The organism is Ruegeria sp. YTSC230, from assembly GCF_059609665.1.
On the sequence record NZ_JBXWMC010000005.1, the window covers coordinates 300,927 to 325,172 of the forward strand.

Sequence of the window (24,246 nt, forward strand, 5' to 3'; positions counted from 1 at the left end):
AGTTTTTGCGGCCAATTTCTTTCAAATCGTCAAAATTAGTGAACGATCACTTTGCATTGACATATGCCGCGTTCAAGGTTATCTGTCAACAATGACAATAATGAAAACTTAGCAGCCATTTGTGAGATCATTCATGCAACAGCCAAACCAAATGCCAGAGGTCGCTACCCAGGAATTGCCACCCGAAGCCTACACATCAGATGAATGGCTGGCGCAGGAAAACAAGAAGCTGTTTTCGCGCAGCTGGGTGTTTGCTGGCGTCGAGTCAAAGGTTGCCAATGCGGGCGATTACATGACGGCCAAGGCAGGGCACTTTACCCTGGTCGCAATCCGCGGAAACGACGGCGAACTGCGTGCGTTCCACAACATTTGCCGACATCGCGGAACCGAACTGTTGGACCACGGCTGCGGCAATGCGGGCAAGACGGTCGTGTGCCCCTATCACTCGTGGACTTTTGGCCTGGATGGCGCGCTGCGTGGCATCCCCGACCAGCAAGCCTGTTTCCCGGACATCAACAAAAAAGAAAACGGCCTGCACAGGGCTTCGGTCGCGGTCTTCAAGGGCATTGTCTTTGTCAATCCCGAACCCGATCAGGACTTGTCAGAATGGCTCAGCGGATTGGAAGATGTCGTCTGGCCGCACGACATCACCAGCCCTGAACTGATATCCTACGGTGAACCTGTAACCTATGAAATGCAGTGCAACTGGAAAGTGTTCTTCGAGAACGCGATCGACGGATACCACCTGGCCTATCTGCACAAGAACACACTGGGCGGCCCAACTCAGGACAAGAACATCTGGGACCCTTATGGCGACAATCAGGTTTGGTACTCGACTGAAAACGAAACCGTGCGTTCGCGTGTTCCGAATTTCGTGTCAACGCGCATGGACAAATGGAACGCGAAGAAAATCCCGCATGCTGAGAAAGAAGGCTATGGCGGCGTCTACATGTTGTTCCCGACAACCCTGATCGTGGCAAGCCCCTGGTCTTTTTCGATATCCGTGATGGAACCTGTAAGCGCCGGTGTGACACGGTTGCATGCTTATGTCTGGGCCGCAAAATCATGGATGTCGAGCCGCGGATCCGTCAAGGATATCCCCGGTTATGACAAAGTATCCGGCATGATCAAAAGCTCGCACTGGAAAGTGCATCCGCTGGAAACGCAGGACTTCCAGACCGAGGATGTATATGTCGTCGAGAAAATGCAGCGTGCGATGATGTCGCCCAAATACACGGTCGGCAAAATGGCCTCTGGTCCGGGGGCTGAATCTCCGCTGACCTACTTTCAGAGATCGGTTCTGCGCCACATGGAAGCGTAGGTACACGCGGCAAGCGACAGAGATTTCACTGGGTCACTTGCTCAACCGGATGGCCTGCTTCATTTGAGGTGGGCCATTGAAACGACGAGGCTTGACCGCATTTCAGGATCAAGCCTCACACTGTTTTCGAACCTTCATTCCCCGACCAAGAGCATTCGGTCAGGAGGGGCGCTCAGGCGGCGCCGCTTTGGTAGTCGCGACTGCAAATCTCGATAATTTCGCGTTTTTGAATTTTACCTGTCGGGCCTTTGGGCAATGCGTCCCAAATCTCGATATCTTTCGGGATCTTGAAGTTGGCAATCTTACCCCGGCAGTACTCACGCAGTTCCGCGCCGCTAACAGGGGTATCCGAGTTCAGGGTGACAACGGCATGAATCCGATCCCCCCATTTTGGATCGGGCAAGCCGAACACACTGACTTCGTCGATTGCATCATGTTCAGCCAGACAGTTTTCGACCTCGACCGGGAACACGTTATAGCCGCCGGACTTGATACGGAACTTTGCCCGGTCCTTGAGATGCACGTAACCCTCTGCATCGATCACTGCGATATCCCCGGTATGCAGCCAACCATCGTGGACAGTTTCCGAATACTCCACCGCTTGGTTCCAATAACCCGGTATCACATAGGGCGAGTGTATCAGCAGCTCACCCGCCTCTCCGCTGGGAAGGTCATTGCCCTGCTCATCCACCACACGGACGTCCACGTAGTATAGTGGTCGACCCGCGCTTTCCAGACAGTTGTGCCCGTCTTTCAAAGCGCGCTCGTGATCCGTTGCGGTCAGCATCATGCCCATGCCCATCAGCTCGGTCGTGCCAAACATCTGCAAGAACTTGCACCCGAAAGCCTTGAGCGCATCGCGCACTGTCGCGGGTGGAATTGGCGCAGATCCATACCCCAGCTGCCGGATCGACGCGCAATTGTATTGCGTGATCAGCCCGGAAGACAGCAGGTCGTTCAGCATTGTCGGCACCAGAACGCAGATCGTCGCCTGCTCGCGGTCAATAAGCTTAAGCGCCGTTTCTGCATCCCATTCGCCAACAATGGCGCATTTGGTACCGTGGAACATGTTACGCAGCAGGTGAATGATCGGAACGCCCGATGCCGGCATCGCGTGCAGCCAGACATCGTCCGGACCCGCACCTTCTGTCAGCGCGATTACACCCATCGACTCGATCATCAACGTGTGAGGATAGATCGCACCTTTCGGCAAACCGGTTGAACCAGTGGTGTAGCAGATCATCAATTGCTCATGAGGGGTATGGATGAAGGCTCCGCGATCAGATGCTGATGCGATCCGGGTTTCATAATCCCGCTCCAGCGTATGCTGGGCACCGACACCCACCAGCACCGGCTGACGCTTGCTGAAGGTCAGTGCCTCTTGGGCAATTGCAACTTTCGTGTCCTGCACGATCAGAACATCCAAGCCCGCGTCGTCAATCAGCGCGCCGATTTCGCGCGGGGCAAGGCGATAGTTCAGACCCACTCGAATCGCACCGGCCTTGGCGCAAGCGCCGATGGTTTCTGCGACCTCGATGCAGTCGGGCAGGATCACGCCGACCCTGTCACCCTTGCGAACATCCAGCGACCGCAACGCATGCGCCAACGCATCTGTTCGCTGGCCTAACTCGCGCCAACTGCGACGGCGGTCCAGTTCTACATAAGCATCTTGATCCCCAAAACGGTCTGCGTTTCGGTCGATCAGCTGTCCAAGCGTCGGCATTGGTGTCTCCTCCCGGGCATTATCACCGCAAATTACTAGTTACGTGATGGTCGTTTTTAGTGGCGGTTTTTGGTGGTGTAAGGCGTGCGGAAGCAGGTGAAAATTCACTTTGACCCTGCATCAGCCTTCCAGCGGTGCGAGTTTGTGAAATCCCTTGCGCCCATAAATGAGCGCCGATTTTTCCGGGTTCAGGTGAACTTCTTTCACCATACCGAAGAACACCGCATGTGTCTTCGTGTTTGCCCAGTTGTCGACCACGCATTCAAAGGACACGACGGACTCTTTCAAAACAGGCAGACCCAGATCTCCTTTGATCCATGTCCCGGCCGCCTGGAACTGTTGTTCCTTGTCCATTTTCGACGAAAAGGCACCGACAACATCGGTCATGTCATCAGGTATGAGGTTTACGGCAAACTTTCGGCTGTCCATCACGACGCCATATGTTCGCGCTGTTCGGTTGATGCAAACCAACAAGGCTGGCGGATCGGCCGTTAGCGAACATACCGCCGTCGCCGCCATCCCGGCGCGCGAATCCTCGAATTCTGATGTGATGATGGTCGTTGAGGCCGCCAGCAACTGCATGCCGGTCTTGAACCTGTCTTCTGTGGTCAGGGTCATACTGCGCTCTTGCTAATTAGTGAACGATCACTTACCTTCCACATCGCCGGACAAATGTCAACGCAGACTTCGCAGCCCGGCGGTAAAGAAACAAAACCCGACCCTTGTGACCAAGGGGGCAGAACGGGCACACAGGCCAACAGGAAGGCGGTTGCGCACCGCAAAACCAACCGCAGGAGACGCGTATTGAACCAGCATAGCCCCAACCCCGCCGAGAGCCTCGCGACGCTTTTGGAGACACAAAAAACCCACCAGGCCGAACATGGCGCGGCAAACGCGGCTGAACGCAAGGATCGCATCACGCGGTTAATCGACCTGGTATTGGATAATCGCGATGCCATGATTGACGCGATCTCGGCTGATTTTGGCAATCGGTCACAACATGAAACGATCGCGGCCGACATCGCTGGTACGGTGAAGCAGTTAAAATTCGCGCGGGACAACCTTGATCGCTGGATGCGCCCTGAGAAGGCAAAAGTCGAGTTTCCCCTGGGATTGCTGGGCGCGCGCGGTCGCATCCATTATCAACCCCTGGGTGTCATTGGGATTGTCAGCCCCTGGAACTTTCCGATCTATCTAGCCATTGGCCCAATGGCCGAAGCCTTTGCGGCAGGCAACTCGGTCATGCTGAAACCGTCAGAGTTCACCCCCCGCACGTCCGACCTTTTGAAATCGCTGATAGAAGCAAACTTCGCCCCGCACGAAGCCGTGGTCGTGACCGGTGGCGTCGACGTCGCACAGGCGTTCACTGCCCTTCCTTTTGACCACCTGCTGTTTACCGGCGCCAGCACCATTGGCCCGCATGTCCTTCGCGCAGCAGCTGAACATATGGTGCCGACGACGCTGGAGCTTGGCGGCAAGAACCCCGCCATCATCGCCCCCAGCGCGGATATGAACCTTGCGGTCGCCCGGATCGCCGCCGGCAAAGGATTCAATGCGGGTCAGGTATGCCTGGCACCGGACTATGTCTTGGTCCCACGCGCAAAGATGGAAGAATTCGCCACCCAGCTTGCGGCAAAACTTGCCGAGGCCTTCCCGACCCTGTCCGGCAACCCGGATGTCACCCATATTGTGACCGACCGCCAATTCGATCGGCTCAAGGGCCTTGTGGAGCAGGCACGCTCGGCAGGGGCGCGGGTCGTTCAGGTCAATCCCGCCAATGAAGATCTCTCAGCCACAAATGAGAAAATTCTGCCCCCGACACTGATCGTCGACGCCGATCCGGCGCTGGACGTTATGCAGGATGAAATTTTTGGGCCGATCCTGCCAATCCTGCCTTACGACTCGCTGGATCAAGCGATAAGCTTTGCCAATGCCCGGCCGCGCCCCCTGGCGGCTTACGTGTTTGCCAAGGACGCGGGCGAGCAGGAGCAGGTGATGGAAAGCACCATTTCCGGCGGAGCGTGCATCAACGAGACCATCATGCATTCGACCCAGAACACCCTCCCCTTTGGCGGTGTCGGAAACAGTGGCATGGGCGCTTATCACGGCCTGCATGGCTTCAAACGGTTCAGCCACGCAAAAGCTATTTTCAAGCAGATCAATATGGATGGCGTCTTCAAGGCTCTTCGCCCGCCCTATGGCGAGAAGTTCTTTAAGACAATGGCACCGTTCCTGAAAAAATAATCTGGTGCACCAAAAAAGAAGGGAGCTCTGCATTTGCGGAGTTCCCGTCAGTCGTTTTGCAGTAATGCCGGCAGCGCGGCTTGTTATAAGCAAGATGCCTGCGGCGATACCTCAGACCTCCAGCCATTCCTTCCGGATTTCGTCATTTTCGCGCAATGCCTGCGGGGTGCCTTCGTAAACCATGTGCCCGTGACCCATGACGTAAACCCGGTTGGTCACACGCAAAGCGATGGTCAGCTTTTGCTCGACCAACAGGATCGAGACGCCACGCTCGGCAATCTGCAGCAGCAGATCCCCTACCTGCTCAACAATCTTCGGGGCCAGGCCTTCGGTCGGCTCATCGATCATGATGAAATCGGGGTCGCCCATCAAAGCGCGACAGATGGTCAGCATTTGCTTTTCGCCGCCCGACATAACCGAGGCATCCACATCCGCACGATTGCGCAGGTTCGGAAACATCTCGAACATATCCTCGATACACCAGCGGCCATCGCCGTCCTTTTTGCCCGGCTTCAGCCCCAGTATCAGGTTTTGGCGCGTTGTGAGACCGGGAAAGATATCCCGGTTTTCGGGAACGTAGCCAATCCCGGCCTTAGCAATCTCAAAGCTTTTGCGGCCAGCGATCTCCTGGCCGCGGAACTTGATCGACCCATGTGGCGCGACCTCGCCCATGATCGCCTTGCAGGTGGTAGACCGCCCAACCCCGTTCCGCCCCAACAGCGATACGATTTCGCCCTCGCCCACTTCAAGGTTCACCCCCTGAAGAATGTGACTTTTCCCGTAATATGCGTGCAAGTCGGTGACCTGAAGCATTACACCGCCTCCTCTTCCAAACTTGCGCCCAGATAGGCTTCTTTCACTTTCACCGATGCGCGCACGACGTTCGGCGTGTCGGATTCGATCACTTCACCATAAACAAGGACCGAGATCTTGTCGGCCAAATCGAAGATCACGCCCATGTCGTGCTCGACGATCAATAGTGTCTTATCCTCGGTCACTTTGCGTATCAGATCGACGATCAGGTCAGTTTCTGAATGGCTCATCCCGGCGCAGGGTTCGTCCAGCAGTATGATATCCGCCCCGCCTGCGATCGTGATCCCGATCTCAAGCGCGCGCTGTTCGGCATATGCCAGCGTGCCAGCCAGTTCATTCCGGCGCGAACTCAGATTGATCTGCGCTAGAATTCCCTCAGCCTTTTCAGTCACGTCCAGCTGCCGGCCAATCATGTGCCAAAAAGAATAGCGATAGCCCATCGTCCACAACAACCCGCAACGAATGTTTTCAAACACGGTCATGTTGGGAAAAATGTTGGTGATCTGGAAAGATCGGCTGAGGCCACGGCGGTTGATCTCGAACGGTTTCAATCCGGTGACATCCTCACCGTGCAGAAACACCCCACCTGAGGTCGGCGCGAACCGCCCGGTGATCAGGTTGAACAGGGTCGACTTCCCGGCCCCGTTTGGCCCAATGACCGCATGGCGTTCACCTTTTGCGATCTGCAGGTTCACACCGTGAATGATCTTAGCCAGACCAAAACTTTTTTCGAGGTTTTTCAGCTCAATAGCAGGAGCGCTCATGCACGGTCCTCCGCATGGTTCGCATTGTCCCAGGCTTCACGGATTTCCGGCAAAACGCGGGACACGAGGAATAGTGAGATCGCGGCGATGATTACTGCAAAGGCTATGGCTTGATAGCCACCACTGTCAAAGGCAATGCCATAGAGGTGCATCTCGTGATCGCCGCCGTATCCATGGCGCTTGTGGAACAGAATTTCCAGAATGGCGGCCAGTGACAGGACACTCGTGATCGCGGGGATTGCCACCTTGAGATACGGCTTGATCAGCAATTTCAGTTTACCCAGTGCAAGTGGTCGTCGATGCATCGCGATCAACCCGGCAAAACCAGACGGGAAGAACATCACACAGGCCACGAACAAAATGCCCAGATACAACGCCCATAATTCGGTATGCAGGCCAAGAACCGTTTGCAGCAAGGTGAACACGACCGCCCCGATAATCGGCCCGACAAAGAAGCCAGCACCACCAATGAAGGTGATCAGCAGGATCGAGCCTGACGTCGCAAGGTTCAGGTTTTCCTCGGTCAGAATCTCAAAGTTGATCGCGAACAACGACCCGGCAACACCGGCAAAAAAGCCCGAAGCACAGAAGGAAATCCAGCGAACGTTGCGCTGGGAATACCCCAAAAACTCGGCGCGTTCTTCGTTGTCGCGCACTGCGTTGGCAATCCGCCCGATCGGCGTACGCGAGAACAGATACATCAGCAGCGCTGCCACCAACAGCCACACGACCGTAAGGTAATAAACCTCTTGCTGTGTAAGGAATTCATATCCGAACACTGGCGGACCCATGGTCCGGTCGCCCGAGATGCCTTCTTCGCCGCCAAAGAACACGACGATGATGACGGAACAGGCGGCGATCAGCTCTCCGACACCAAGCGAGATCATGGCGAATACAGTGCCTGCCCGGCGGGTCGAAAAACTACCGATCAGGAAGGCGAAGACCATGCCGAACAAACCCCCGACAATCGGCAGAAACGGCAATGGCAACCATAGCCCGTCCTCGACCATGTTCATCACGTGCATGGCGAAGAACCCGCCAAGACCCATATAGACCGCATGACCAAAGGACAGCATACCACCCTGCCCCAGCAACATGTTGTAGCTCAGCGCGAAGACGATGGTGATTGCCATCTGGTTCATGATCGTCAGCGCCGAACTGGACTGGAACACAAACGGCAGGCACAACAGGAACAAAGCGGCAAATGCCCAGGGCATCACGTTCGATAGCGATATCAGCCGCGTAGTGCCCGCAGTTAACGGCGTCTTACTAGCGATACTCATGATTCACGGTTCCCCATAAGACCTTGCGGGCGCAGAACAAGAACGATGATCATCAGCAGGTACGGCAGGATCGGGCCAAGCTGAGGCAGCGTCAGTGTCCAAAGGTCCTGCAGCGGATGATCCCAGATCATCTCTGGCTTGGTAAAGCCGATCGCGGTCAGCACCTGTTCAGCCGTGACGTCATAGGCGGTGGCAAAGGTCTGAAGCCAGCCGATAATCAGGGATGCAACCAAGGCGCCCCAAAGGGAACCCAGACCGCCGATCACAATGGTCACAAAAACGATAGAACCCAGCTGCAAGGCCATGCCGGGGAAAACACCCAGAACCGGACCAGCGATGACGCCGGCCAGCCCGGCCATCGCAGTTCCTACGCCAAACACGCACATAAAGACCAACGGTACGTTGTGACCCAGGTTCTGCACGGTTTCGGGATAGCTGAGCGCGGCCTGAATGGTCATGCCAATACGGGTTTTGGTCAGAATGTATAGCAGCGTCAGGAAGATCCCCATTGCAACGGCGATCATGAAAACCTTGTAGGCAGGAAAGGCATTTCCAGCGATGGCGAAAGCTGCAAAATCCAGCGCGGCAGGTTCCGAGAATGGAAGCTGACTTTTGCCCCAGAAGAATTGAATTGTTTCTTCAATCAGCAGCGCAAGACCAAAGGTAAAGATCAGTTCCGGCACATGCCCGTATTTGTGAACTCGTCTTAACCCGTATCGCTCGATCAGAGCTCCGATCAAACCGACAATCAATGGCGCGACAAGCAAGCCGACCCAGAACCCGGTGACGAGGCTGATCTGATAGGCGAAATAAGCACCCAGCATGTAAAAACTGGCATGAGCAAAGTTCAGAACGCCCATCATGGAAAAGATCAGTGTCAGACCGCTGCATAGCATGAACAGCAACAAACCAGTCACAAATCCATCCAACACGTTCACGAGGAACAGCGCCATTACGTGTCTCCCTGCATTTTATTGAGTGGTAGCCTAGCGGCCCGCCCGGAATTCGGACGGACCACCAGAGTGGTTAGAGGGTTATGGGCGCTTCATCTCGCACGTGGTGGACGAGTCATTGGACGCCAGTTCGACAACAGTTTCTGCGACCATACCACGGCCAGAATTGTCATAGTCGAACGCAGCCTCGGGTGTCTGCCCTTGCACCGTCACTGTCTGGATCGTCTGGTGATCGCTTTCGCGCATCAATGTCTTGCCTGTGACAATGCTGTCGTACTCCATGCCCTCCAGCGCGTAGGCGATCGCCTTGATATCCGTGGCGTTGCCAACTTCGTTGATCGCGGCCGCCAGCATCGGTGCAACATTCGCCATCTGAGGCTGACCGAAGTCCAGATCCGGGAAGCTTACATAGAAGGCTTCGATGAACTCTTGCGCTTCCGGTGTTGGGGCGGGGTTTACCTGACCTGCGCCAACCAGCTTGACGATACCGTCGCCTTCTTCACCAAAGGCCGCGGTGATGCCCGAGGTCGCGCCATAGTAGGTGTAGATCGGCTTGTCGAAACCGGCACCCATAACCGCCTTGCCCAGACCGACCATATCGCCGCCCCAGTTACCGGTGATCACGGCATCTGCGCCCGAACCAACAATCTTGCGCGCGTAAGGCGTGAAGTCTTTGACTTTGCCGATCGGATGCAACTCGTTCCCGACAATCTCAATATCGGGGCGCTTTTCCTGAAGGAACCGCTGAGCGGCCGCAGCAACAGCCTTACCGAACGAATAGTCCTGACCGATCACATAGACTTTTTTGATATCCGGGTTGGCCGCAATGTCATCGGTCAAAGCGTCCATTTTGATGTCAGCATTCGCGTCAAAGCGGAAATGCCAGAACTGGCACTTGTCATTGGTCAACGCCGGGTCAACGGCCGAGTGGTTGAGGAAGATAACCGGATCATCAGGATTGCGACGATTGTGCTTGGCAACGGCTTCGGTCAGCGCGTTCGCCACACCGGATGATGCGCCCTGAGCGATGATGCGAATGCCCTGATCCATGGCAACCTGCAACTGGATGAGCGATTCCTTTGCGCTGATCTTATTGTCGAAAGGCACCATCTCGAATTCGGCATTCCCATCCAACAGCCCGCCAGGTTCGTTCACCAGCTCTTTGACGCTGTGGCGATAGATCGCCAGGCCTTGTGTGCCCGTCGTCGCAAATGGCCCGGATAGCGGATCAATGAAAGCGATTCGTACTTTTTCCTGTGCCGCAGCGGCCCCTGCAACAAGACCAGCAGCAAGTGCGGTCGCCATCATCAAATTGAACTTGTTCATTTCTTCCTCCCTATTGACACCAGGCGGTAGGTTTCAGCCCGCTGTAAGATCCACACGTGGGTGAGTGATCGATCACTATATTTATGGCTGTTTGTTAGTGTGTCAACGAATTACTGACCGAATTTGGAACTTCTGGACATTCGTGAAACAAAATCGGCATTGCGCCGTCACATCGCCCAATTTTATCGCGACTAGAGTGGCTGCCCCTCAATTAGCTCTGAAAATAAGGGGAATGATCAATCGACTGAATATCCGTGATCCAATCTTCTGCCCGCGCTCATGATAAACAAAACTGGCCCAAACAAATCGTTGACATTTTTTTTGTTCGCGTAATATCATTTGTGTACTAACGAGAAATTTCTCATCAGGATAGACACTTTGCGGTATCTCTCTCCCAACACCCTCGATGATGCATTTGATTTGCTGACCAGCAATGATCTGACGGTTGTCGCTGGCGGCACTGACTTTTTCCCATCTCGGCAGCGTCATGAGCTGCACACCGACATATTGGACCTCACACGCATCAATGGTCTTTCGGGCTTCCAACTTGTGGATGACCGTTGGAGAATCGGAGCCACAACAAGCTGGACAGACATTGCCCGGGCCAATCTGCCCGTCGCATTTAGGGGCCTGCAAATGGCAGCGCGGGAAGTCGGTAGCCTGCAGATCCAGAACAGCGGCACGATTGCAGGGAACCTGTGCAATGCCTCGCCTGCCGCTGACGGCGTGCCACCGCTGCTGACGCTGGAGGCCAGCGTTGAACTTGGCTCGGTCCGTGGCTTTCGCGAGGTTCCGCTGTCAGAGTTCATCACTGGCGTGCGCAAAACGGCGCTGTCCGGCGATGAGATTGTGACCGCGATCTACCTGCCCGATCCGCCCAAAGGGACTGTTGGACATTTCGAAAAACTCGGCGCGCGACGATACCTTGTGATCTCGATCACGATGACTTCTGTCATCATCGGCCTCGATGAAAACCGCCGGATCAACTATGCGCGCGTCGCCGTGGGGGCTGCGTCAGCCGTGGCACAAAGGCTGGTACAGCTCGAAACCGATTTGATCGGGAAATCCCCTGAAACGGTTGAAGTTTCATCAGAGCATTTGGCACCGCTTAGCCCCATTGATGACGTCCGCGGGGACGCCGCATTCCGACTGGACTCTGTGACAGAACAATGTGTCCGGGCAATCGCAGAGGCGGGACAACACCATGGATAAACGCGCTGATGAAATCACGACCGAATTCAACCTGAACGGCCACCCCGTCAGCGCGGTGCCGCGCGTGGGTGAGCGCCTGTCGGAAATGTTGCGCGAGCGGCTGTCAGCACGCGACGTCAAGATCGGATGCAACGCCGGCGACTGCGGTGCTTGCACCGTTCTGGTCGATGGTGATCCGGTCTGTGCCTGCCTGGTTCCGGCGCAACAGGCTGCTGGGCGGTCTGTGGAAACGGTGTCCGGGCTGACGCAAGATGACCAGATTGCCAAACGTCTGGCAGAAAGCTTTCAAAACCACGGTGCGGCGCAGTGCGGAATCTGCACGCCGGGCATGATGACCGCTGCCGTCGCATTGCTGCGCGAGACTCCTGAGCCAAACAATGAGCAGGTCCAGGATGCCCTAGGCGGTGTTTTGTGCCGCTGCACCGGGTATCGAAAGATTATCGATGCCGTGGTCGCCGCTGGTGCGCCTGCTTTGCCCGAAGCATCATTGGGACACGCGGGCGAAGCCATCTGGCGCGTGGATGGGCACGACAAGGTCACAGGCACAGAGCTTTTTGGCGATGATGTTGCCCCGGCAGGTACATTGGAAATCTATGTCATCCGTTCCCCTTACCACCGTGCCAGGTTTACACTTGGCGATCTGGACACTTGGGCCAATAAGACCCCTGGGATCGAAGCAGTCCTGACTGCGGCCGACATTCCCGGGCGCAACAACTTTGGCGTTATTCCCGACTTTGCCGACCAACCTGTATTCGCGGAGACCGAGGCTCGGTTCCGTGGCGAGGCTGTCGCCGCCATCATTGGTCTGCCCGAGATTCTGGCAACATTCGATCCAGCAGATTTTCCAGTAACGTGGGAAGAAAGACCCGCAGCGCTGGATTCACCGGACGCCATGACACCCCTAGCCGCGCAGCTACACCCAGATCGCGACGGCAACGTTATGTGTGCCGGTTTCGTGAAATGCGGGACACCAGAAACCGCGTTGGCCAACGCAGATGTTGTGGTCGAAGGCCATTTCCGCTCGGGCTTTGTCGAACATGGGTATATCGAGCCTGAGGCCGGGTTCGCCGAGATCGTGAACGGGCGGGTCGAAGTCCATGCCTGCACGCAAGCTCCGGTGATGGACCTAGACGCGCTGGAGATCATCTTGGGGATGCCGCGCGATCAGATCCGTATTGCCCCGACCGGGGTCGGCGGCGGGTTCGGCTCAAAACTCGATATTTCGGTTCAGCCTTATCTGGCTCTTGCCGCGCTCAAAACCGGCAAGCCGGTGCGACTGACCTATTCGCGGACAGAGTCCATGCAGTCCACCACCAAACGCCACCCTTCCGACCTGCGGGTCAGGATCGGGGCAACCAAGGACGGCCGCATCAGTGGGATGACATTTGACGGGCTGTTCAACACAGGCGCCTATGCCAGCTGGGGTCCGACCGTGGCCAACCGGGTTCCTGTTCATGCCTCGGGGCCGTACAAAATCACCGACTACCGCGCCGAAGCCAAAGGCATCCATACGCATTGCCCGCCATCGGGCGCATTCCGCGGCTTTGGCGTTCCGCAATCAGCCATCGCGCAGGAATGCCTGTTCGACGAGTTGGCGGACAAATTGGGCATCGACGCGCTTGATTTCCGCATCAACAATGCACTGGAAAATGGGTTCCCCACCGTTTGCGGGCAGATCTTCGATCAGGGTGTCGGCATTCGCGCCTGCCTCGAAGCGCTACGTCCCGCGTGGGCCGAAGAAAATGCGGCGGTTCAGGCATTCAACGCACAAAACAATACCTTGAAGCGCGGCGTTGGACTGGCGGCAGGTTGGTACGGGTGCGGCAACACTTCGTTGCCCAACCCGTCGACGATCAAATCGGGTATCCGGTCAGAAGGCAGTGTGGTCCTACACCAAGGAGCGATGGATATCGGCCAAGGGGCAAACACCGTCATCACGCAGATCTTTGCCACGGCGCTTGGTGTCCCGGTTGCGCAGATCGAAATCATCGGGGCCGATACGGATGTCACGCCAGACGCGGGCAAAACTTCGGCCTCACGTCAGACCTATGTCTCTGGCAGCGCTTCACGTCTGTCGGGCGAAGCGATGCGGGCGCAGATCCTGTCCCGGGTTAACGCCGGGCCTGACGCCGTGATTACCCTAAACGCAGGAACGATTGTGGTGGACGACAACGGACAACAACACACGATCGACCTGACCACGCTGGAACCGGACGCCGAAGGGTATGTTCTGCGTTCCGAAGAAACCTATGACCCGCCCACAAAACCGTTGGACGAAAACGGTCAAGGGATACCTTATGCTCAGTTTGGTTATGCTGCGCATCTGGCTGTTGTCGAGGTGGACACAAAACTTGGCACGGTGAAACCGATCAAATTCGTGGCCGCCCATGACGTCGGCAAAGCGATTAACCCGATGCTGGTCGAGGGTCAGGTGCAGGGCGGGATCGCGCAGGGTCTTGGCATGGCGCTGATGGAAGAATACCTGCCCGGCCTTACCGAGAACCTGCACGACTATCTGATCCCGACCATTGGAGACATCCCCCCGATCGAAACCCTCATCATCGAGGAAGAGGATGCCCACGGCCCCTACGGTGCCAAGGGACTGGGAGAGCACGTTCTGATCCCGACGGCCCCGGCCCTTTTCAATGCAATCAATCGCGCCTGCGGCGTTCGGCTGACGCAAGGTCCTGCCACGCCTGCAAAGATGCGCGCAGCAATCAAGGAACTGAAAGATGGCAACTGAACGCGCCACACCAGAGAAAATCCGCTGCGATGCCTGCCCGGTGATGTGCTACATCGCGGACGGTAAAATCGGGGCCTGCGACCGCTATGCCAATCATGGTGGCGACCTAGTCCGTTTGGATGCATTGACGATCATCGAAAGCACTGAGGACACGCGCCTTGTCCCGTTCCTGAAAGACGGTAAAGACCCCGAAGACTGGGACGGCGACATCTTGCAAGGCAAGCGGCCCTTTGTGACCGCCGTCGGTGCGGGCACGACCTACCCCGACTACAAACCTGCGCCCTTTATCGTCAGCCAGGACGTGGAAGGCGTGGATATGGTTACTGTCGTGACCGAGGGGATTTTCTCGTATTGCGGTGTCAAAGTGAAGATCGACACCGATCGCCATATTGGTCACGAGCGCGATGTCGTCCGCGTGGACGGTGAGCCCGTCGGGCATGTGATGACCTCGGAATACGGGTCCAAGATGTTGTCGCTGGGTGGGGTCGAGCATCTGACCGGCGGTTCAAAGAAAGAGGGGCGGATCACTTGCGACGCCCTGCTGCGGCTGTGCAATCGCGAGGCCGTTGAAATGGTGATCGGCGATGAGGGGCACGAAACGACGATTGTGGTTCAGGCCGGTAAAGCGCCCATCATTAATGGGGTCGAAGAGAAACTGATGCGGGTGGGCTGCGGCTCGGCAACGATCGGAATGTTCGCCAAGCAGTGGATTGAACATGTGGATGACGTGGTGGTGGTCGACGACCACATTACCGGCGTTCTGTCCGAGCATCAGGCAGGCAAACTGCTTGATGTCGAACCAACGGGCATCAAGATCAATGGTCGTCGTTCCACCCCGGGTCGCTATTTTCAGGTCGCAGAGCCTGGCACCGGCTGGGGCGGTACGGATATCGAGGATCCGCTAAAAATTCTGGGCGACTTCAATCCAAAATTCGCGCGTAAAGGTATGAGCCTGTTGATGGTATCCACCACTGGTGAGCAATATGGCTATTTTGAACTGGATGCCGAGCTGAAACCTCAGCCCGTCGAGATTCCCCCGGCGCTGAAGGCGTCTGCTGAGCTGATTGCCGAAAACTGCGAACCTTCGGTCTGCTCGGTTCTGTTCATGGGCGGCGCAGGCGGCAGCCTGCGGGCAGGTGTCACGGAAAACCCGGTGCGGCTGACAAAATCGGTCAAGGGCTCGCTGACCTTTGTATCCTGCGGCGGGGCCGAGGCTTACGTTTGGCCTGGCGGCGGCATCACCGTGATGGTCGACGTTCTGGACATGCCCACCGGATCGTTCGGGTACGTGCCAACACCAGCGCTGGTCGCCCCCATCGAGTTCACGATGCGTGTCAGCGACTATGGCACGCTGGGCGGACACATGGATGAGATCAAGCCGGTTTCCGAGGTTGTCTCGGACGAAACCCGCAAGGTGGATCAGTTCGAAAACCAACCCGACCCGATGTCTTCGAAAAATTATCGCTGGGCGAAAGGAGCATAAGGCCGGATGCACCCCACCTCTGCCATATTGCCCTGCGGCCGCAGATTGCATCTGCAACACGGACCGATCGACCTGATCGTCGAGGCAGATGGCGCGCAAGATATCGCATTCGAAGCTGCCCAGTTACGGTTCCAATCCTTGCTGCAGGGCTTGGTGGATGAACTGGGGTTGCTGAAAATGCCCATGACCGCTGAATGCGCCCGCCCTCAAGGACGGGTAGCGCGCCGCATGGATGAGGCTGCGCGCCCTCATTCCAACGTGTTTGTTACACGCATGGCCGCCGTTGCCGGAGCTGTCGCGGACGAAGTACTGGCGGCCATGCTTCACGCCACACCTCTGGATCGCGCGTTGGTCAACAATGGCGGAGATATTGCTGTTTATCTGGGCTCGGGTCAGGACTATCGCATCGCAATGAGCGGGCTTAACGGATGCGATCTGGGCCGCATTGCTATCCGTGCAAGCGACAAGATTGGCGGCATTGCCACGTCGGGTCGCGGCGGGCGCAGCTTGAGCCTTGGCATCGCCGACAGCGTTACAGTGTTGGCCAGCAACGCAGCAATGGCCGATGTGGCAGCGACGCTGATCGCCAATGCGGTTGATCTGCCCGGGCATCCGGCCATCCGGCGCCTTCCGGCCAATCAACTGCGCGATGACAGCGATTTGGGCGACCTGCCCGTTCCGGTTTCTGTCGGCCAACTCTCCGCCCAAGATATTCAAGATGCCCTGTCACACGGCCTGAATACTGCCGAGACCTTGCTTGGACGCGGTTTGATCTCTGCCGCCCATCTGTCTCTTGGCTCCCACTCCCGCCAGACGGGCGCGTCTCGACTGGTGATCTCAACCACTCAAAAGGTTCCACAATATGCCTGACGTTCAACTGCGAAAGAAGCTGTTTTCGCTTGAAGAAATCTATCACGAAGGCGGACCGCTGTCCGACACACCGCTGGTGCGGGTGGCCGCAATGGCCGTGATCGCCAACCCGTTTGCAGGGCGGTACGAACCCAAAATTCAGGGCTTTATGGAAGACCTCAAACCTCTGGGTCTGGAAATGGCACAAGCCCTGATCGACATGCTGGGCGGCCCGGAAAACGTACAAGGCTATGGCAAAGGTTCTTTGGTTGGTGAAGGCGGCGAGCTGGAACACGGCGCTCTGTGGCACGCCCCCGGCGGCTATGCGATGCGCCAGTTGCTAGGCACGGCAAACGCGATTGTGCCCTCATCCAAAAAAGTCGGTGGCGTGGGTGCGCGACTGGATGTGCCGATCACGCATATCAACGCCTCATATGTGCGCAGCCATTTCGACAGCATGGAGGTGGGTTGCAATGACGCCCCGCGCGCAGGCGAGCTGGCTTTCTCGCTGGTCATGACAACCGGGCCGCGGGTGCATTCGCGCTCGGGTGGGCTTGAGGCCTGGGACATCAAAGGAGAGGACGGCCTAAGATGACAAAGATCCGCAAAATCGCAGTCAACGTTGAAGAAACCCATATCGAGGCAGGGCGACCGATCTCGCCCGCCACGCGCAAGGCGGTGGCCGTGGCCGTAATCGAAAACCCCTTTGCCGGGCAATATGTCGAGGATCTGACACCCCTGATGGAAACTGGGGCTGAGTTGGGCGCTTTGCTGGGTCGCCGCTGCGTCGAGGCCCTTGGCATCACACCGGAACAGGCCGAAAGCTACGGCAAATCGGCGATGGTCGGTGAGAATGGCGAGCTGGAACATGCCGCCGCCATCCTGCACCCCAAGTTGGGCGCGCCACTACGCAAAGAGGTCGAAAAGGGCGCTGCCTTGGTGCCTTCTTCGAAGAAGATGGGCAGCCCTGGACAGGTACTGGACGTACCGCTTGGTCACAAGGACGCGGCCTATGTGCGCAGCCATTTTGACGGCATCGAAGTGCAGTTGAACGACGCGCCCCGCGCGAATGAGATCATGGTGGCAGTTGCGGTCACCGACAGCGGACGACCGCTGCCGCGCGTAGGCGGACTGACGAATGAGGAGGCAGAAGGCAAAGACGGGCTGCGCTGAATGTAGCAGCTGCGCTCTTTAGGGCTGACAACACATTAAGAAGCCGGGATAACTGGCCGTGAACAATGATCATTGGGAGGAATTTGAAATGAATCTGATCAGACGCACGGTACTGGGCGCGCTTGCGGCGCTACCCTTCACCAGTTTGACGGTTGGGGTCAGTCTGGCCCAGGACACAATCGTTTTGGGTGAAGTAAACAGCTATACCCGTCTGCCCGCCTTTACCGAGCCCTACAAGAAAGGTTGGCAACTGGCGGTCGAACAGATCAACGCCGCAGGCGGGATCGACGGCAAACAACTGGAAGTGATCAGCCGGGATGATACCGGTGATCCAGCCACCGCAATCCGGATCGCCGAGGAACTGGTCTCAAAAGACGGTGCAGTTCTGATCTTTGGCACCTTCCTATCCAATATCGGTCTGGCCGTTTCCGATTTTGCCAAGCAGAAAGAAGTCCTGTTCATCGCGTCCGAGCCCCTGTCCGACGCGATTGTCTGGTCCAAAGGCAACAAATACACCTATCGTCTGCGCCCCTCGACCCATATGCAGGCCGCGATGCTGGCCGAACAGGCCGCCAAGCTCGACGCCGTGAAATGGGCGACTGTCGCGCCGAACTACGCCTATGGGCAGGATGCGGTGAAGGCCTTCAAATCCGAACTGACCAAATTGCGCCCCGATGTAGAATTTGTCGAAGAACAATGGCCACCGCTGTTCAAAATCGACGCGGGTTCCACCGTACGCGCACTTGAGGCCTCGAAACCGGATGCGATTTACAACGTGACCTTCGGCGGCGATCTGGCCAAATTTGTTCGCGAAGGTTCGCTGCGGTTCCTGTTCGAGGATCGCTACGTGGCATCATTGCTGACCGGAGAACCGGAATACCTCGACCCGCTGGGGGCTGAGGCTCCTGAGGGTTGGATCGTCACTGGATACCCCTCGACCGACATCGCAACGGACGAGCATAAGGCGTTTGCTGAAGCTTATATCGAAAAGTTCGGCGAAGCGCCCAAAACCGGATCTATCGTTGGATATAACTCGATCCTCGCCATCGCCGCAGCACTAGAAAAGGCCGATTCCACAGACACTGACGCCTTGCTAGCCGCGATGGAGGGCCTGACCGTCGACAGCAGCCCAACCGGCCCCTTCACCTTCCGCGCGGCTGACCATCAGTCCACGATGGGCGCCTATGTCGGCAAGACTGGGACAGTCGACGGCAAACCATCGATGGTCGACTGGTCCTATGCCGACGGGGCAGATTATTTGCCCAGCGAAGACGACGCAGCAGCCTTGCGTCCAGCGGAATAAGCCGACTTTGGCGGGGCAATAGCTGCCCCGCCCCACAAAAAGAACACGAACAAGGGACGGTGGCCCGATGGGGTTCTATTTTGCACAGCTATTGACTGGATTGGCGAACGCTTCCTCGCTTTTCCTGATCGCATCCGGGCTTTCGATCATCTTCGGCGTCACGCGGATCGTGAACTTTGCGCATGGCTCGTTCTACATGGTCGGCGCCTATCTCGCTTACACACTGGTCACACTCTGGAGCGGCAGCATCCTTGGCTTTTGGGTCAGCGTCATTTTGGCGGCAATGATCGTCGGGGTGATCGGCCTGATCATCGAACTCACTATCCTGCGCCGCATTTACCACGCACCTGAGCTGTTCCAACTAGTCGCAACGTTTGGCGTCGTATTGATCTTTCAGGATGGCACGCTGGCGATCTGGGGCGCAGAGGACCTTTTGGGCCCGCGCGCGCCGGGATTGGATAGCGCGGTTCGCATCATGGGTGAACCAATTCCCGAATATGACCTCGCCTTGATCGCTATCGGGCCGGTCGTATTGCTGGCCATCTGGCTGCTGTTCCACAAAACCCGCTGGGGTGTTCTGGTGCGTGCCGCGACCCAAGACCGCGAGATGGTCGGGGCGCTAGGCGTCAACCAAGCCTGGTTGTTTTCGGCAGCATTCGTATTGGGCTCGTTCTTGGCTGGATTGGGTGGCGCACTGCAAATCCCGCGCGAGGCGGTATCGCTGCAGATGGATCTGTCCATCATCGGTGAGGCTTTCGTCGTGGTTGTCATTGGCGGTATGGGCAGCGTGTCCGGCGCGTTTGTAGCGGCGGTTCTGATCTCGGTCCTGAACGCTTTTGCAATCCTGATCTTCCCGCAAATCTCAATCGTTTTACCATTCGTCATTATGGCGATTGTCCTGATCTTCCGGCCCCATGGCTTGTTCGGCAAACCCGGCAGCGAAAAGGGCGCGCCGGAAGAACCGGACCAACCACTGGCGCTGATGGATCAGAAATCAGCAATGGTGCTGATGGCCGCGCTGCTGGTGCTGGCGCTTAGCCCCTTGTTCACTGCTGATTTCACTTCGGTCCTGATGGTCGATGTGATGGTCGCGACGTTATTTGCCGTATCGCTGCATTTTATGATGGGTGTTGGCGGCATGGTCAGCTTTGGGCACGCCGCTTATTTCGGCGTTGGCGCCTATGGCGCGGCGATGGCGGTCAAATTCCTTGGCCTCGGCATGATCTCGGCTATGCTTTTCGGCCCGGTTTGCGCGGCCATAGCAGCGCTGTTCTTCGGCTGGTTCTGTGTCCGGCTGTCGGGCGTTTACCTCGCCATGTTGACCTTGGCCGCAGCCCAGATCCTATGGGGTGTCACGTTCCAATGGCAGGAATTCACCGGCGGGGATGATGGCATCCTTGGCGTATGGCCTGCCAAATGGGCCAGCTCTGACAAGGTTTATTTCTACATCGCCTTCGTCCTATGTATCGGCGGAATATGGGCTTTGCGTCGTGTGGCCTTCTCTCCATTCGGCTATATCCTGCGCGGCATACGCGACAGCCAGACCCGGGCTGAATCGATCGGCATCGATACCCGGTTTCATCAATGGATGGGCTTTGTGCTGGCGGGTGGCTTTGCCGGTTTGGCCGGGGTCGTCTTTGCATTTTCAAAGGGCAGCGTCTTTCCTGACAGCCTCGGCATCGCGCTGAGCATCGACGGTCTGATCATGGTTCTTCTGGGTGGCATTCACGCGCTGGCGGGTCCGATCCTTGGGGCCGGTGCCTTTGTCCTGATCGAAGATTGGGTCACGCGGTTAGACTACTGGCGCTTTATCTTCGGGGCCATCATTCTAATCGTTGTCCTAGTGGCACCTGACGGGATTGCGGGCGGTGTCCAGCGCCTGCTGCGCGGCCTGAAAGGAGGCCGGGCATGACCAACGTTCTCGAAGTCCGTAACCTGTCCAAATCCTTTGGCGGCGTGCAGGCCGTGAAGGATGTGAATTTCGATCTGAAGGAAGGGGAATTCCTTGCCCTGATCGGTCCCAACGGCGCGGGCAAAACCACATGTTTCAACATGCTGAATGGCTACCTAAAACCGAATACAGGTTCCGTATCCTTGCGCGGCCAAGCCCTGATCGGCCACCCGCCGCGCAAGATATGGCGTATGGGTGTCGGTCGAACGTTCCAGATTACGGCAACCTTCCTGTCGATGACCGTTGTGGAAAATGTCCAGATGGCGCTGATCTCGTATCACCGCCGGGTGTTTGACCTGTTTTCACGCGCAACGCGGATGTATGTGGACGAGGCAATGGCGCTGCTGGAACTGGTCTCGATGCAGGACCAGGCCGGACGGGCATGTTCGGAATTGGCTTATGGCGATCTAAAAAGGCTGGAACTGGCGATTGCCCTGGCGCATGAGCCCGCCCTACTGCTGATGGACGAACCGACGGCGGGCATGGCACCGTCCGAACGGCTAGCCCTGATGGCGTTGACCGCGGAAATCGTGGCCAAAGGCGGCGTGAGTGTGGTGTTCACCGAACATGACATGGACGTCGTTTTTGCCCACGCCCATCGTATTCTGGTCCTGAACCGGGGTGAGTTGATCGCCGAAGGCACAGGGTCTGAAATCCGCACCAACCCATTGGTCCAAGAGGTATATCTGGGCGGCGGCTCAGTCTTTGAAGCGGAGAGCGCCCATGCTTGATGTCAAAAACCTTGGGGCCTGGTACGGCCGTGCGCAAATCCTCAACGGTGTTTCGCTGAGCGTCGGCGAAAACGAGGTGGTTGCGCTGATGGGCCGGAACGGCGCGGGCAAATCGACCACCATGAAGTCCATCATGGGATTGGTGCGTCACATCAATGGCACCATCCGCTATGCCGAACGCGAGGTTCAGGGGAATACCCCTCATGCGATCTGTCGCCTTGGCATGGGTTATGTCCCCGAAGACCGTCGGATTTTCGGGGATCTGACCATCGAAGAAAACCTCGAAGTCGGACGCCGCGAACCACGTCCAGATGCACCCGAATGGACACAGGAACACTTGTTCGAGCTGTTCCCGAATCTGGCTGAGCGTCGCAAGAACCTAGGCAAGCAACTTTCGGGTGGAGAACAACAGATGTTGACCATCGCCCGTACGTTGATGGGCAATCCCAAGCTGGTCTTGTTGGATGAGCCATCAGAAGGGATTGCCCCCGTCATTGTGGAACAAATGGCCCGCGTGATTGCGGAACTGAAACGAGAGGGGCTGTCGGTGCTGATCAGCGAACAGAACCTACACTTTGCGCGGATCGTGTCGGACAGGGCTTATATCATCGAAAAAGGCGAAATGCGGTTTGAAGGCAGCTTTGCTGACCTCGACGAAAACCCAGAAATTTCAAACACCTATCTTGCCGTCTAATACCTTAGTCTTGTGGGAAGGACTAGGCTTTGTTTATTATAGTACAAACAATTGAATCAGGCAGGAGCCGTCATGACGGAATCCATTGAAAGCTATGCGCTTGACGAGCAGGTCGGCTACCTTTTGAGGCTGGCCAATCAGCGCCACGCGTCGATTTTCCAGTCACACACATTGGACGGCCTGACGCCCACGCAGTTTGCTGCGCTGATCCGTATTGCCGATTTGGGCAAGTGCTCTCAAAACCGGTTGGGGCGGCTGGCGGCAATGGATGTTGCGACGATCAAAGGGGTCGTTGATCGCTTGCGTCAAAAGGGATTTGCGGTTGTCGAGCCCGATCCGGACGACAAGCGACGCACACTGATTTCGCTATCCCCCGAAGGCGAGGCCATGGTCGCGCGCATGAAGGATGTTGGTCAGCAGATCACCAACGAAACGCTCAAGCCGCTGACGGCCGCCGAACAGCGCAACCTGATTCGGATTTTGCGCAAAATCTCATGATTTGAAGGGCCGTTTGGCAGACGCCTTATCCAACTGCAATTCAGACCGGGAAAACCGGATCGGAGTGCGCAGACCGGGCACGCCTTCCGGGTTAATCTGCATCTCGCGATGCTGAATCTGCGGGTCGCTCAGCGCCTCTTGCACTGAATTTATCGGACCGCCTGGCACGCTGTGTTGTTCAAGAGCCGCCAACAGATCGGTCTTGGTCCATTCCAGACAGGAACTCGTCAGCAATTCAGTCAACGCAGCGCGATTTTCCACACGGTCCGCGTTGGACATGAACCGTGTATCGTCGATCAACTCTGGCAGGCCAAGTATTTGGCACAGGCTTGCATATTGCCGGTCGTTGCCGCAGGCGATGATGATGTGTCCATCCGCCACCGGAAACACCTGATAAGGCACGATATTGGGATGGGCGTTACCCAGTCGCGTTGGACACGTACCCGAGGCCAGATAATTCATCGCCTGATTGGCCAGAACGCCCGTCATGCAATCCAGCAGGCTCAGATCCACGTGTTGTCCCTGCCCCGAGCGCTCTCGTTCAGCAAGTGCAGCCTGAATGCCGATCACCCCGTAGAGGCCCGTGAAGATATCTGCAAAGGCGACGCCGATCTTTTGCGGCTCTCCCTCGGGGTCGCCTGTCAGGTCCATGATCCCGCTCATACCCTGGATAAGAAAATCGTACCCCGCCCGATGGGCATAGGGCCCATCCTGACCGAACCCAGTGACGGATGCGTAAACAAGTCCGGGGTTGATCTGTTTGACGCTATCATAATCCAGGCCGAATTTCTTCAACCCGCCGACCTTGAAGTTTTCGATCAGCACATCCGCATCGCGGATCAGATCCAGCAACTTGGCCCGATCACCCGCATCCCGGAAATCCAATGCGATACTGTCCTTGCCCCGATTGGCCGCGTGGAAATAAGCGGCTGTCTTATCGCCATCGCGTTCGATAAACGGAGGGCCCCATTTTCGGGTATCATCCCCCTCGGGGCTTTCGACCTTGAGCACATCCGCCCCCAGATCGGCCAATGTCTGCCCGATCCAGGGCCCGGCCAGAATGCGGGCAAGTTCGATCACTTTCAGTCCGTGCAAGGGGGTGCTCATGGGTTGAACCTTTCAAAACTCTGCTGCGATCGGCCAACTTGTGTCCGGGATCGAATCCTGCATCTCCCCAACAGC

At 57.0% G+C, this 24,246-nt stretch carries 21 protein-coding genes; 13 read left to right on the forward strand and 8 right to left on the reverse strand.

Annotated features, from left to right (window positions below):
• Positions 1-133 precede the first annotated feature (133 nt).
• On the forward strand, positions 134-1,321 hold the full coding sequence (locus tag AC2FD9_RS12370; RefSeq protein ID WP_496837123.1) for an aromatic ring-hydroxylating oxygenase subunit alpha: 1,188 nt from the start codon (positions 134-136) through the stop codon (positions 1,319-1,321).
• A 172-nt stretch (positions 1,322-1,493) separates the two neighbouring features.
• Here AC2FD9_RS12370 and AC2FD9_RS12375 read toward each other — a convergent pair whose 3' ends face one another.
• Positions 1,494-3,044 (reverse strand): class I adenylate-forming enzyme family protein, encoded by a 1,551-nt coding sequence (locus tag AC2FD9_RS12375; RefSeq protein ID WP_496837125.1) that lies wholly within the window; start codon positions 3,042-3,044, stop codon positions 1,494-1,496.
• A 120-nt stretch (positions 3,045-3,164) separates the two neighbouring features.
• Complete coding sequence (locus tag AC2FD9_RS12380; protein ID WP_496837126.1) at positions 3,165-3,662, reverse strand: flavin reductase family protein; 498 nt, start codon at positions 3,660-3,662, stop codon at positions 3,165-3,167.
• Between the two features lie 186 nt (positions 3,663-3,848).
• On the opposite strand from AC2FD9_RS12380, the gene AC2FD9_RS12385 reads away from it, so the two are divergent.
• Positions 3,849-5,288, forward strand: coding sequence for a coniferyl aldehyde dehydrogenase (locus AC2FD9_RS12385; RefSeq protein ID WP_496837128.1), 1,440 nt, complete (start codon positions 3,849-3,851; stop codon positions 5,286-5,288).
• Between the two features lie 111 nt (positions 5,289-5,399).
• On the opposite strand, the gene AC2FD9_RS12390 is transcribed toward AC2FD9_RS12385, so the two are convergent.
• The 5 genes from AC2FD9_RS12390 to AC2FD9_RS12410 all read right to left on the reverse strand — a co-directional run bounded on the left by AC2FD9_RS12390 (position 5,400) and on the right by AC2FD9_RS12410 (position 10,427).
• Positions 5,400-6,101 carry an ABC transporter ATP-binding protein gene (locus tag AC2FD9_RS12390; protein WP_496837130.1) on the reverse strand — a complete coding sequence of 234 codons (702 nt, stop codon included), beginning with the start codon at positions 6,099-6,101 and terminating at the stop codon, positions 5,400-5,402.
• Positions 6,101-6,865, reverse strand: a complete 765-nt coding sequence (locus AC2FD9_RS12395; RefSeq protein ID WP_496837132.1) for an ABC transporter ATP-binding protein — start codon at positions 6,863-6,865, stop codon at positions 6,101-6,103. Before AC2FD9_RS12395 ends, AC2FD9_RS12390 begins: the two co-directional genes overlap by 1 nt.
• Positions 6,862-8,148: a branched-chain amino acid ABC transporter permease gene (locus tag AC2FD9_RS12400; RefSeq protein ID WP_496837134.1), complete on the reverse strand. Its 1,287-nt coding sequence runs from the start codon at positions 8,146-8,148 to the stop codon at positions 6,862-6,864. The genes AC2FD9_RS12395 and AC2FD9_RS12400 overlap by 4 nt, the downstream gene beginning before the upstream one ends.
• Positions 8,145-9,101 (reverse strand): branched-chain amino acid ABC transporter permease, encoded by a 957-nt coding sequence (locus AC2FD9_RS12405; protein ID WP_109311132.1) that lies wholly within the window; start codon positions 9,099-9,101, stop codon positions 8,145-8,147. Before AC2FD9_RS12405 ends, AC2FD9_RS12400 begins: the two co-directional genes overlap by 4 nt.
• 81 nt (positions 9,102-9,182) lie before the next feature.
• Positions 9,183-10,427, reverse strand: coding sequence for a branched-chain amino acid ABC transporter substrate-binding protein (locus AC2FD9_RS12410; protein ID WP_496837136.1), 1,245 nt, complete (start codon positions 10,425-10,427; stop codon positions 9,183-9,185).
• A gap of 378 nt (positions 10,428-10,805) precedes the next feature.
• On the opposite strand from AC2FD9_RS12410, the gene AC2FD9_RS12415 reads away from it, so the two are divergent.
• The 11 genes from AC2FD9_RS12415 to AC2FD9_RS12465 all read left to right on the forward strand — a co-directional run bounded on the left by AC2FD9_RS12415 (position 10,806) and on the right by AC2FD9_RS12465 (position 23,064).
• A complete protein-coding gene (locus AC2FD9_RS12415) occupies positions 10,806-11,639 on the forward strand; it encodes an FAD binding domain-containing protein (RefSeq protein ID WP_496837138.1) in 834 nt (277 codons plus the stop codon).
• On the forward strand, positions 11,632-14,382 hold the full coding sequence (locus tag AC2FD9_RS12420; protein WP_496837140.1) for a molybdopterin-dependent oxidoreductase: 2,751 nt from the start codon (positions 11,632-11,634) through the stop codon (positions 14,380-14,382). Before AC2FD9_RS12415 ends, AC2FD9_RS12420 begins: the two co-directional genes overlap by 8 nt.
• The gene (locus AC2FD9_RS12425; RefSeq protein ID WP_496837142.1) at positions 14,372-15,865 is read left to right on the forward strand and encodes a 6-hydroxynicotinate reductase; all 1,494 of its coding nucleotides are present in this window, start codon (positions 14,372-14,374) and stop codon (positions 15,863-15,865) included. The genes AC2FD9_RS12420 and AC2FD9_RS12425 overlap by 11 nt, the downstream gene beginning before the upstream one ends.
• Positions 15,866-15,871: 6 nt before the next feature.
• Complete coding sequence (locus AC2FD9_RS12430; RefSeq protein WP_496755771.1) at positions 15,872-16,735, forward strand: UPF0280 family protein; 864 nt, start codon at positions 15,872-15,874, stop codon at positions 16,733-16,735.
• Positions 16,728-17,309, forward strand: coding sequence for an amino acid synthesis family protein (locus AC2FD9_RS12435; RefSeq protein WP_282119308.1), 582 nt, complete (start codon positions 16,728-16,730; stop codon positions 17,307-17,309). Before AC2FD9_RS12430 ends, AC2FD9_RS12435 begins: the two co-directional genes overlap by 8 nt.
• The gene (locus AC2FD9_RS12440; protein WP_282119307.1) at positions 17,306-17,887 is read left to right on the forward strand and encodes an amino acid synthesis family protein; all 582 of its coding nucleotides are present in this window, start codon (positions 17,306-17,308) and stop codon (positions 17,885-17,887) included. Before AC2FD9_RS12435 ends, AC2FD9_RS12440 begins: the two co-directional genes overlap by 4 nt.
• Before the next feature lie 88 nt (positions 17,888-17,975).
• Complete coding sequence (locus AC2FD9_RS12445; RefSeq protein ID WP_496837144.1) at positions 17,976-19,190, forward strand: ABC transporter substrate-binding protein; 1,215 nt, start codon at positions 17,976-17,978, stop codon at positions 19,188-19,190.
• Positions 19,191-19,257: 67 nt separating this feature from the next.
• On the forward strand, positions 19,258-21,102 hold the full coding sequence (locus tag AC2FD9_RS12450; protein WP_282119305.1) for an ABC transporter permease: 1,845 nt from the start codon (positions 19,258-19,260) through the stop codon (positions 21,100-21,102).
• Positions 21,099-21,872: an ABC transporter ATP-binding protein gene (locus AC2FD9_RS12455; protein ID WP_108859587.1), complete on the forward strand. Its 774-nt coding sequence runs from the start codon at positions 21,099-21,101 to the stop codon at positions 21,870-21,872. The genes AC2FD9_RS12450 and AC2FD9_RS12455 overlap by 4 nt, the downstream gene beginning before the upstream one ends.
• Positions 21,865-22,566, forward strand: a complete 702-nt coding sequence (locus AC2FD9_RS12460; protein WP_496706176.1) for an ABC transporter ATP-binding protein — start codon at positions 21,865-21,867, stop codon at positions 22,564-22,566. Before AC2FD9_RS12455 ends, AC2FD9_RS12460 begins: the two co-directional genes overlap by 8 nt.
• Before the next feature lie 72 nt (positions 22,567-22,638).
• The gene (locus AC2FD9_RS12465) at positions 22,639-23,064 is read left to right on the forward strand and encodes a MarR family winged helix-turn-helix transcriptional regulator (RefSeq protein WP_108859585.1); all 426 of its coding nucleotides are present in this window, start codon (positions 22,639-22,641) and stop codon (positions 23,062-23,064) included.
• Here AC2FD9_RS12465 and AC2FD9_RS12470 read toward each other — a convergent pair.
• Positions 23,059-24,171 carry a CaiB/BaiF CoA transferase family protein gene (locus AC2FD9_RS12470; protein ID WP_496755765.1) on the reverse strand — a complete coding sequence of 371 codons (1,113 nt, stop codon included), beginning with the start codon at positions 24,169-24,171 and terminating at the stop codon, positions 23,059-23,061. The two genes, AC2FD9_RS12465 and AC2FD9_RS12470, sit on opposite strands and share 6 nt — an antisense overlap.
• Between the last annotated feature and the right edge of the window lie 75 nt (positions 24,172-24,246).

Excerpts from the sequence above, each read along its gene's own strand:
- AC2FD9_RS12370 (WP_496837123.1), top strand. The coding sequence starts at position 134 with ATGCAACAGCCAAACCAAATGCCAGAGGTCGCTACCCAGGAATTGCCA.
- AC2FD9_RS12375 (WP_496837125.1), bottom strand. The coding sequence starts at position 3,044 with ATGCCGACGCTTGGACAGCTGATCGACCGAAACGCAGACCGTTTTGGG.
- AC2FD9_RS12380 (WP_496837126.1), bottom strand. The coding sequence starts at position 3,662 with ATGACCCTGACCACAGAAGACAGGTTCAAGACCGGCATGCAGTTGCTG.
- AC2FD9_RS12390 (WP_496837130.1), bottom strand. The coding sequence starts at position 6,101 with ATGCTTCAGGTCACCGACTTGCACGCATATTACGGGAAAAGTCACATT.
- AC2FD9_RS12395 (WP_496837132.1), bottom strand. The coding sequence starts at position 6,865 with ATGAGCGCTCCTGCTATTGAGCTGAAAAACCTCGAAAAAAGTTTTGGT.
- AC2FD9_RS12400 (WP_496837134.1), bottom strand. The coding sequence starts at position 8,148 with ATGAGTATCGCTAGTAAGACGCCGTTAACTGCGGGCACTACGCGGCTG.
- AC2FD9_RS12405 (WP_109311132.1), bottom strand. The coding sequence starts at position 9,101 with ATGGCGCTGTTCCTCGTGAACGTGTTGGATGGATTTGTGACTGGTTTG.
- AC2FD9_RS12410 (WP_496837136.1), bottom strand. The coding sequence starts at position 10,427 with ATGAACAAGTTCAATTTGATGATGGCGACCGCACTTGCTGCTGGTCTT.
- AC2FD9_RS12420 (WP_496837140.1), top strand. The coding sequence starts at position 11,632 with ATGGATAAACGCGCTGATGAAATCACGACCGAATTCAACCTGAACGGC.
- AC2FD9_RS12425 (WP_496837142.1), top strand. The coding sequence starts at position 14,372 with ATGGCAACTGAACGCGCCACACCAGAGAAAATCCGCTGCGATGCCTGC.
- AC2FD9_RS12430 (WP_496755771.1), top strand. The coding sequence starts at position 15,872 with ATGCACCCCACCTCTGCCATATTGCCCTGCGGCCGCAGATTGCATCTG.
- AC2FD9_RS12435 (WP_282119308.1), top strand. The coding sequence starts at position 16,728 with ATGCCTGACGTTCAACTGCGAAAGAAGCTGTTTTCGCTTGAAGAAATC.
- AC2FD9_RS12440 (WP_282119307.1), top strand. The coding sequence starts at position 17,306 with ATGACAAAGATCCGCAAAATCGCAGTCAACGTTGAAGAAACCCATATC.
- AC2FD9_RS12445 (WP_496837144.1), top strand. The coding sequence starts at position 17,976 with ATGAATCTGATCAGACGCACGGTACTGGGCGCGCTTGCGGCGCTACCC.
- AC2FD9_RS12450 (WP_282119305.1), top strand. The coding sequence starts at position 19,258 with ATGGGGTTCTATTTTGCACAGCTATTGACTGGATTGGCGAACGCTTCC.
- AC2FD9_RS12455 (WP_108859587.1), top strand. The coding sequence starts at position 21,099 with ATGACCAACGTTCTCGAAGTCCGTAACCTGTCCAAATCCTTTGGCGGC.
- AC2FD9_RS12460 (WP_496706176.1), top strand. The coding sequence starts at position 21,865 with ATGCTTGATGTCAAAAACCTTGGGGCCTGGTACGGCCGTGCGCAAATC.
- AC2FD9_RS12465 (WP_108859585.1), top strand. The coding sequence starts at position 22,639 with ATGACGGAATCCATTGAAAGCTATGCGCTTGACGAGCAGGTCGGCTAC.
- AC2FD9_RS12470 (WP_496755765.1), bottom strand. The coding sequence starts at position 24,171 with ATGAGCACCCCCTTGCACGGACTGAAAGTGATCGAACTTGCCCGCATT.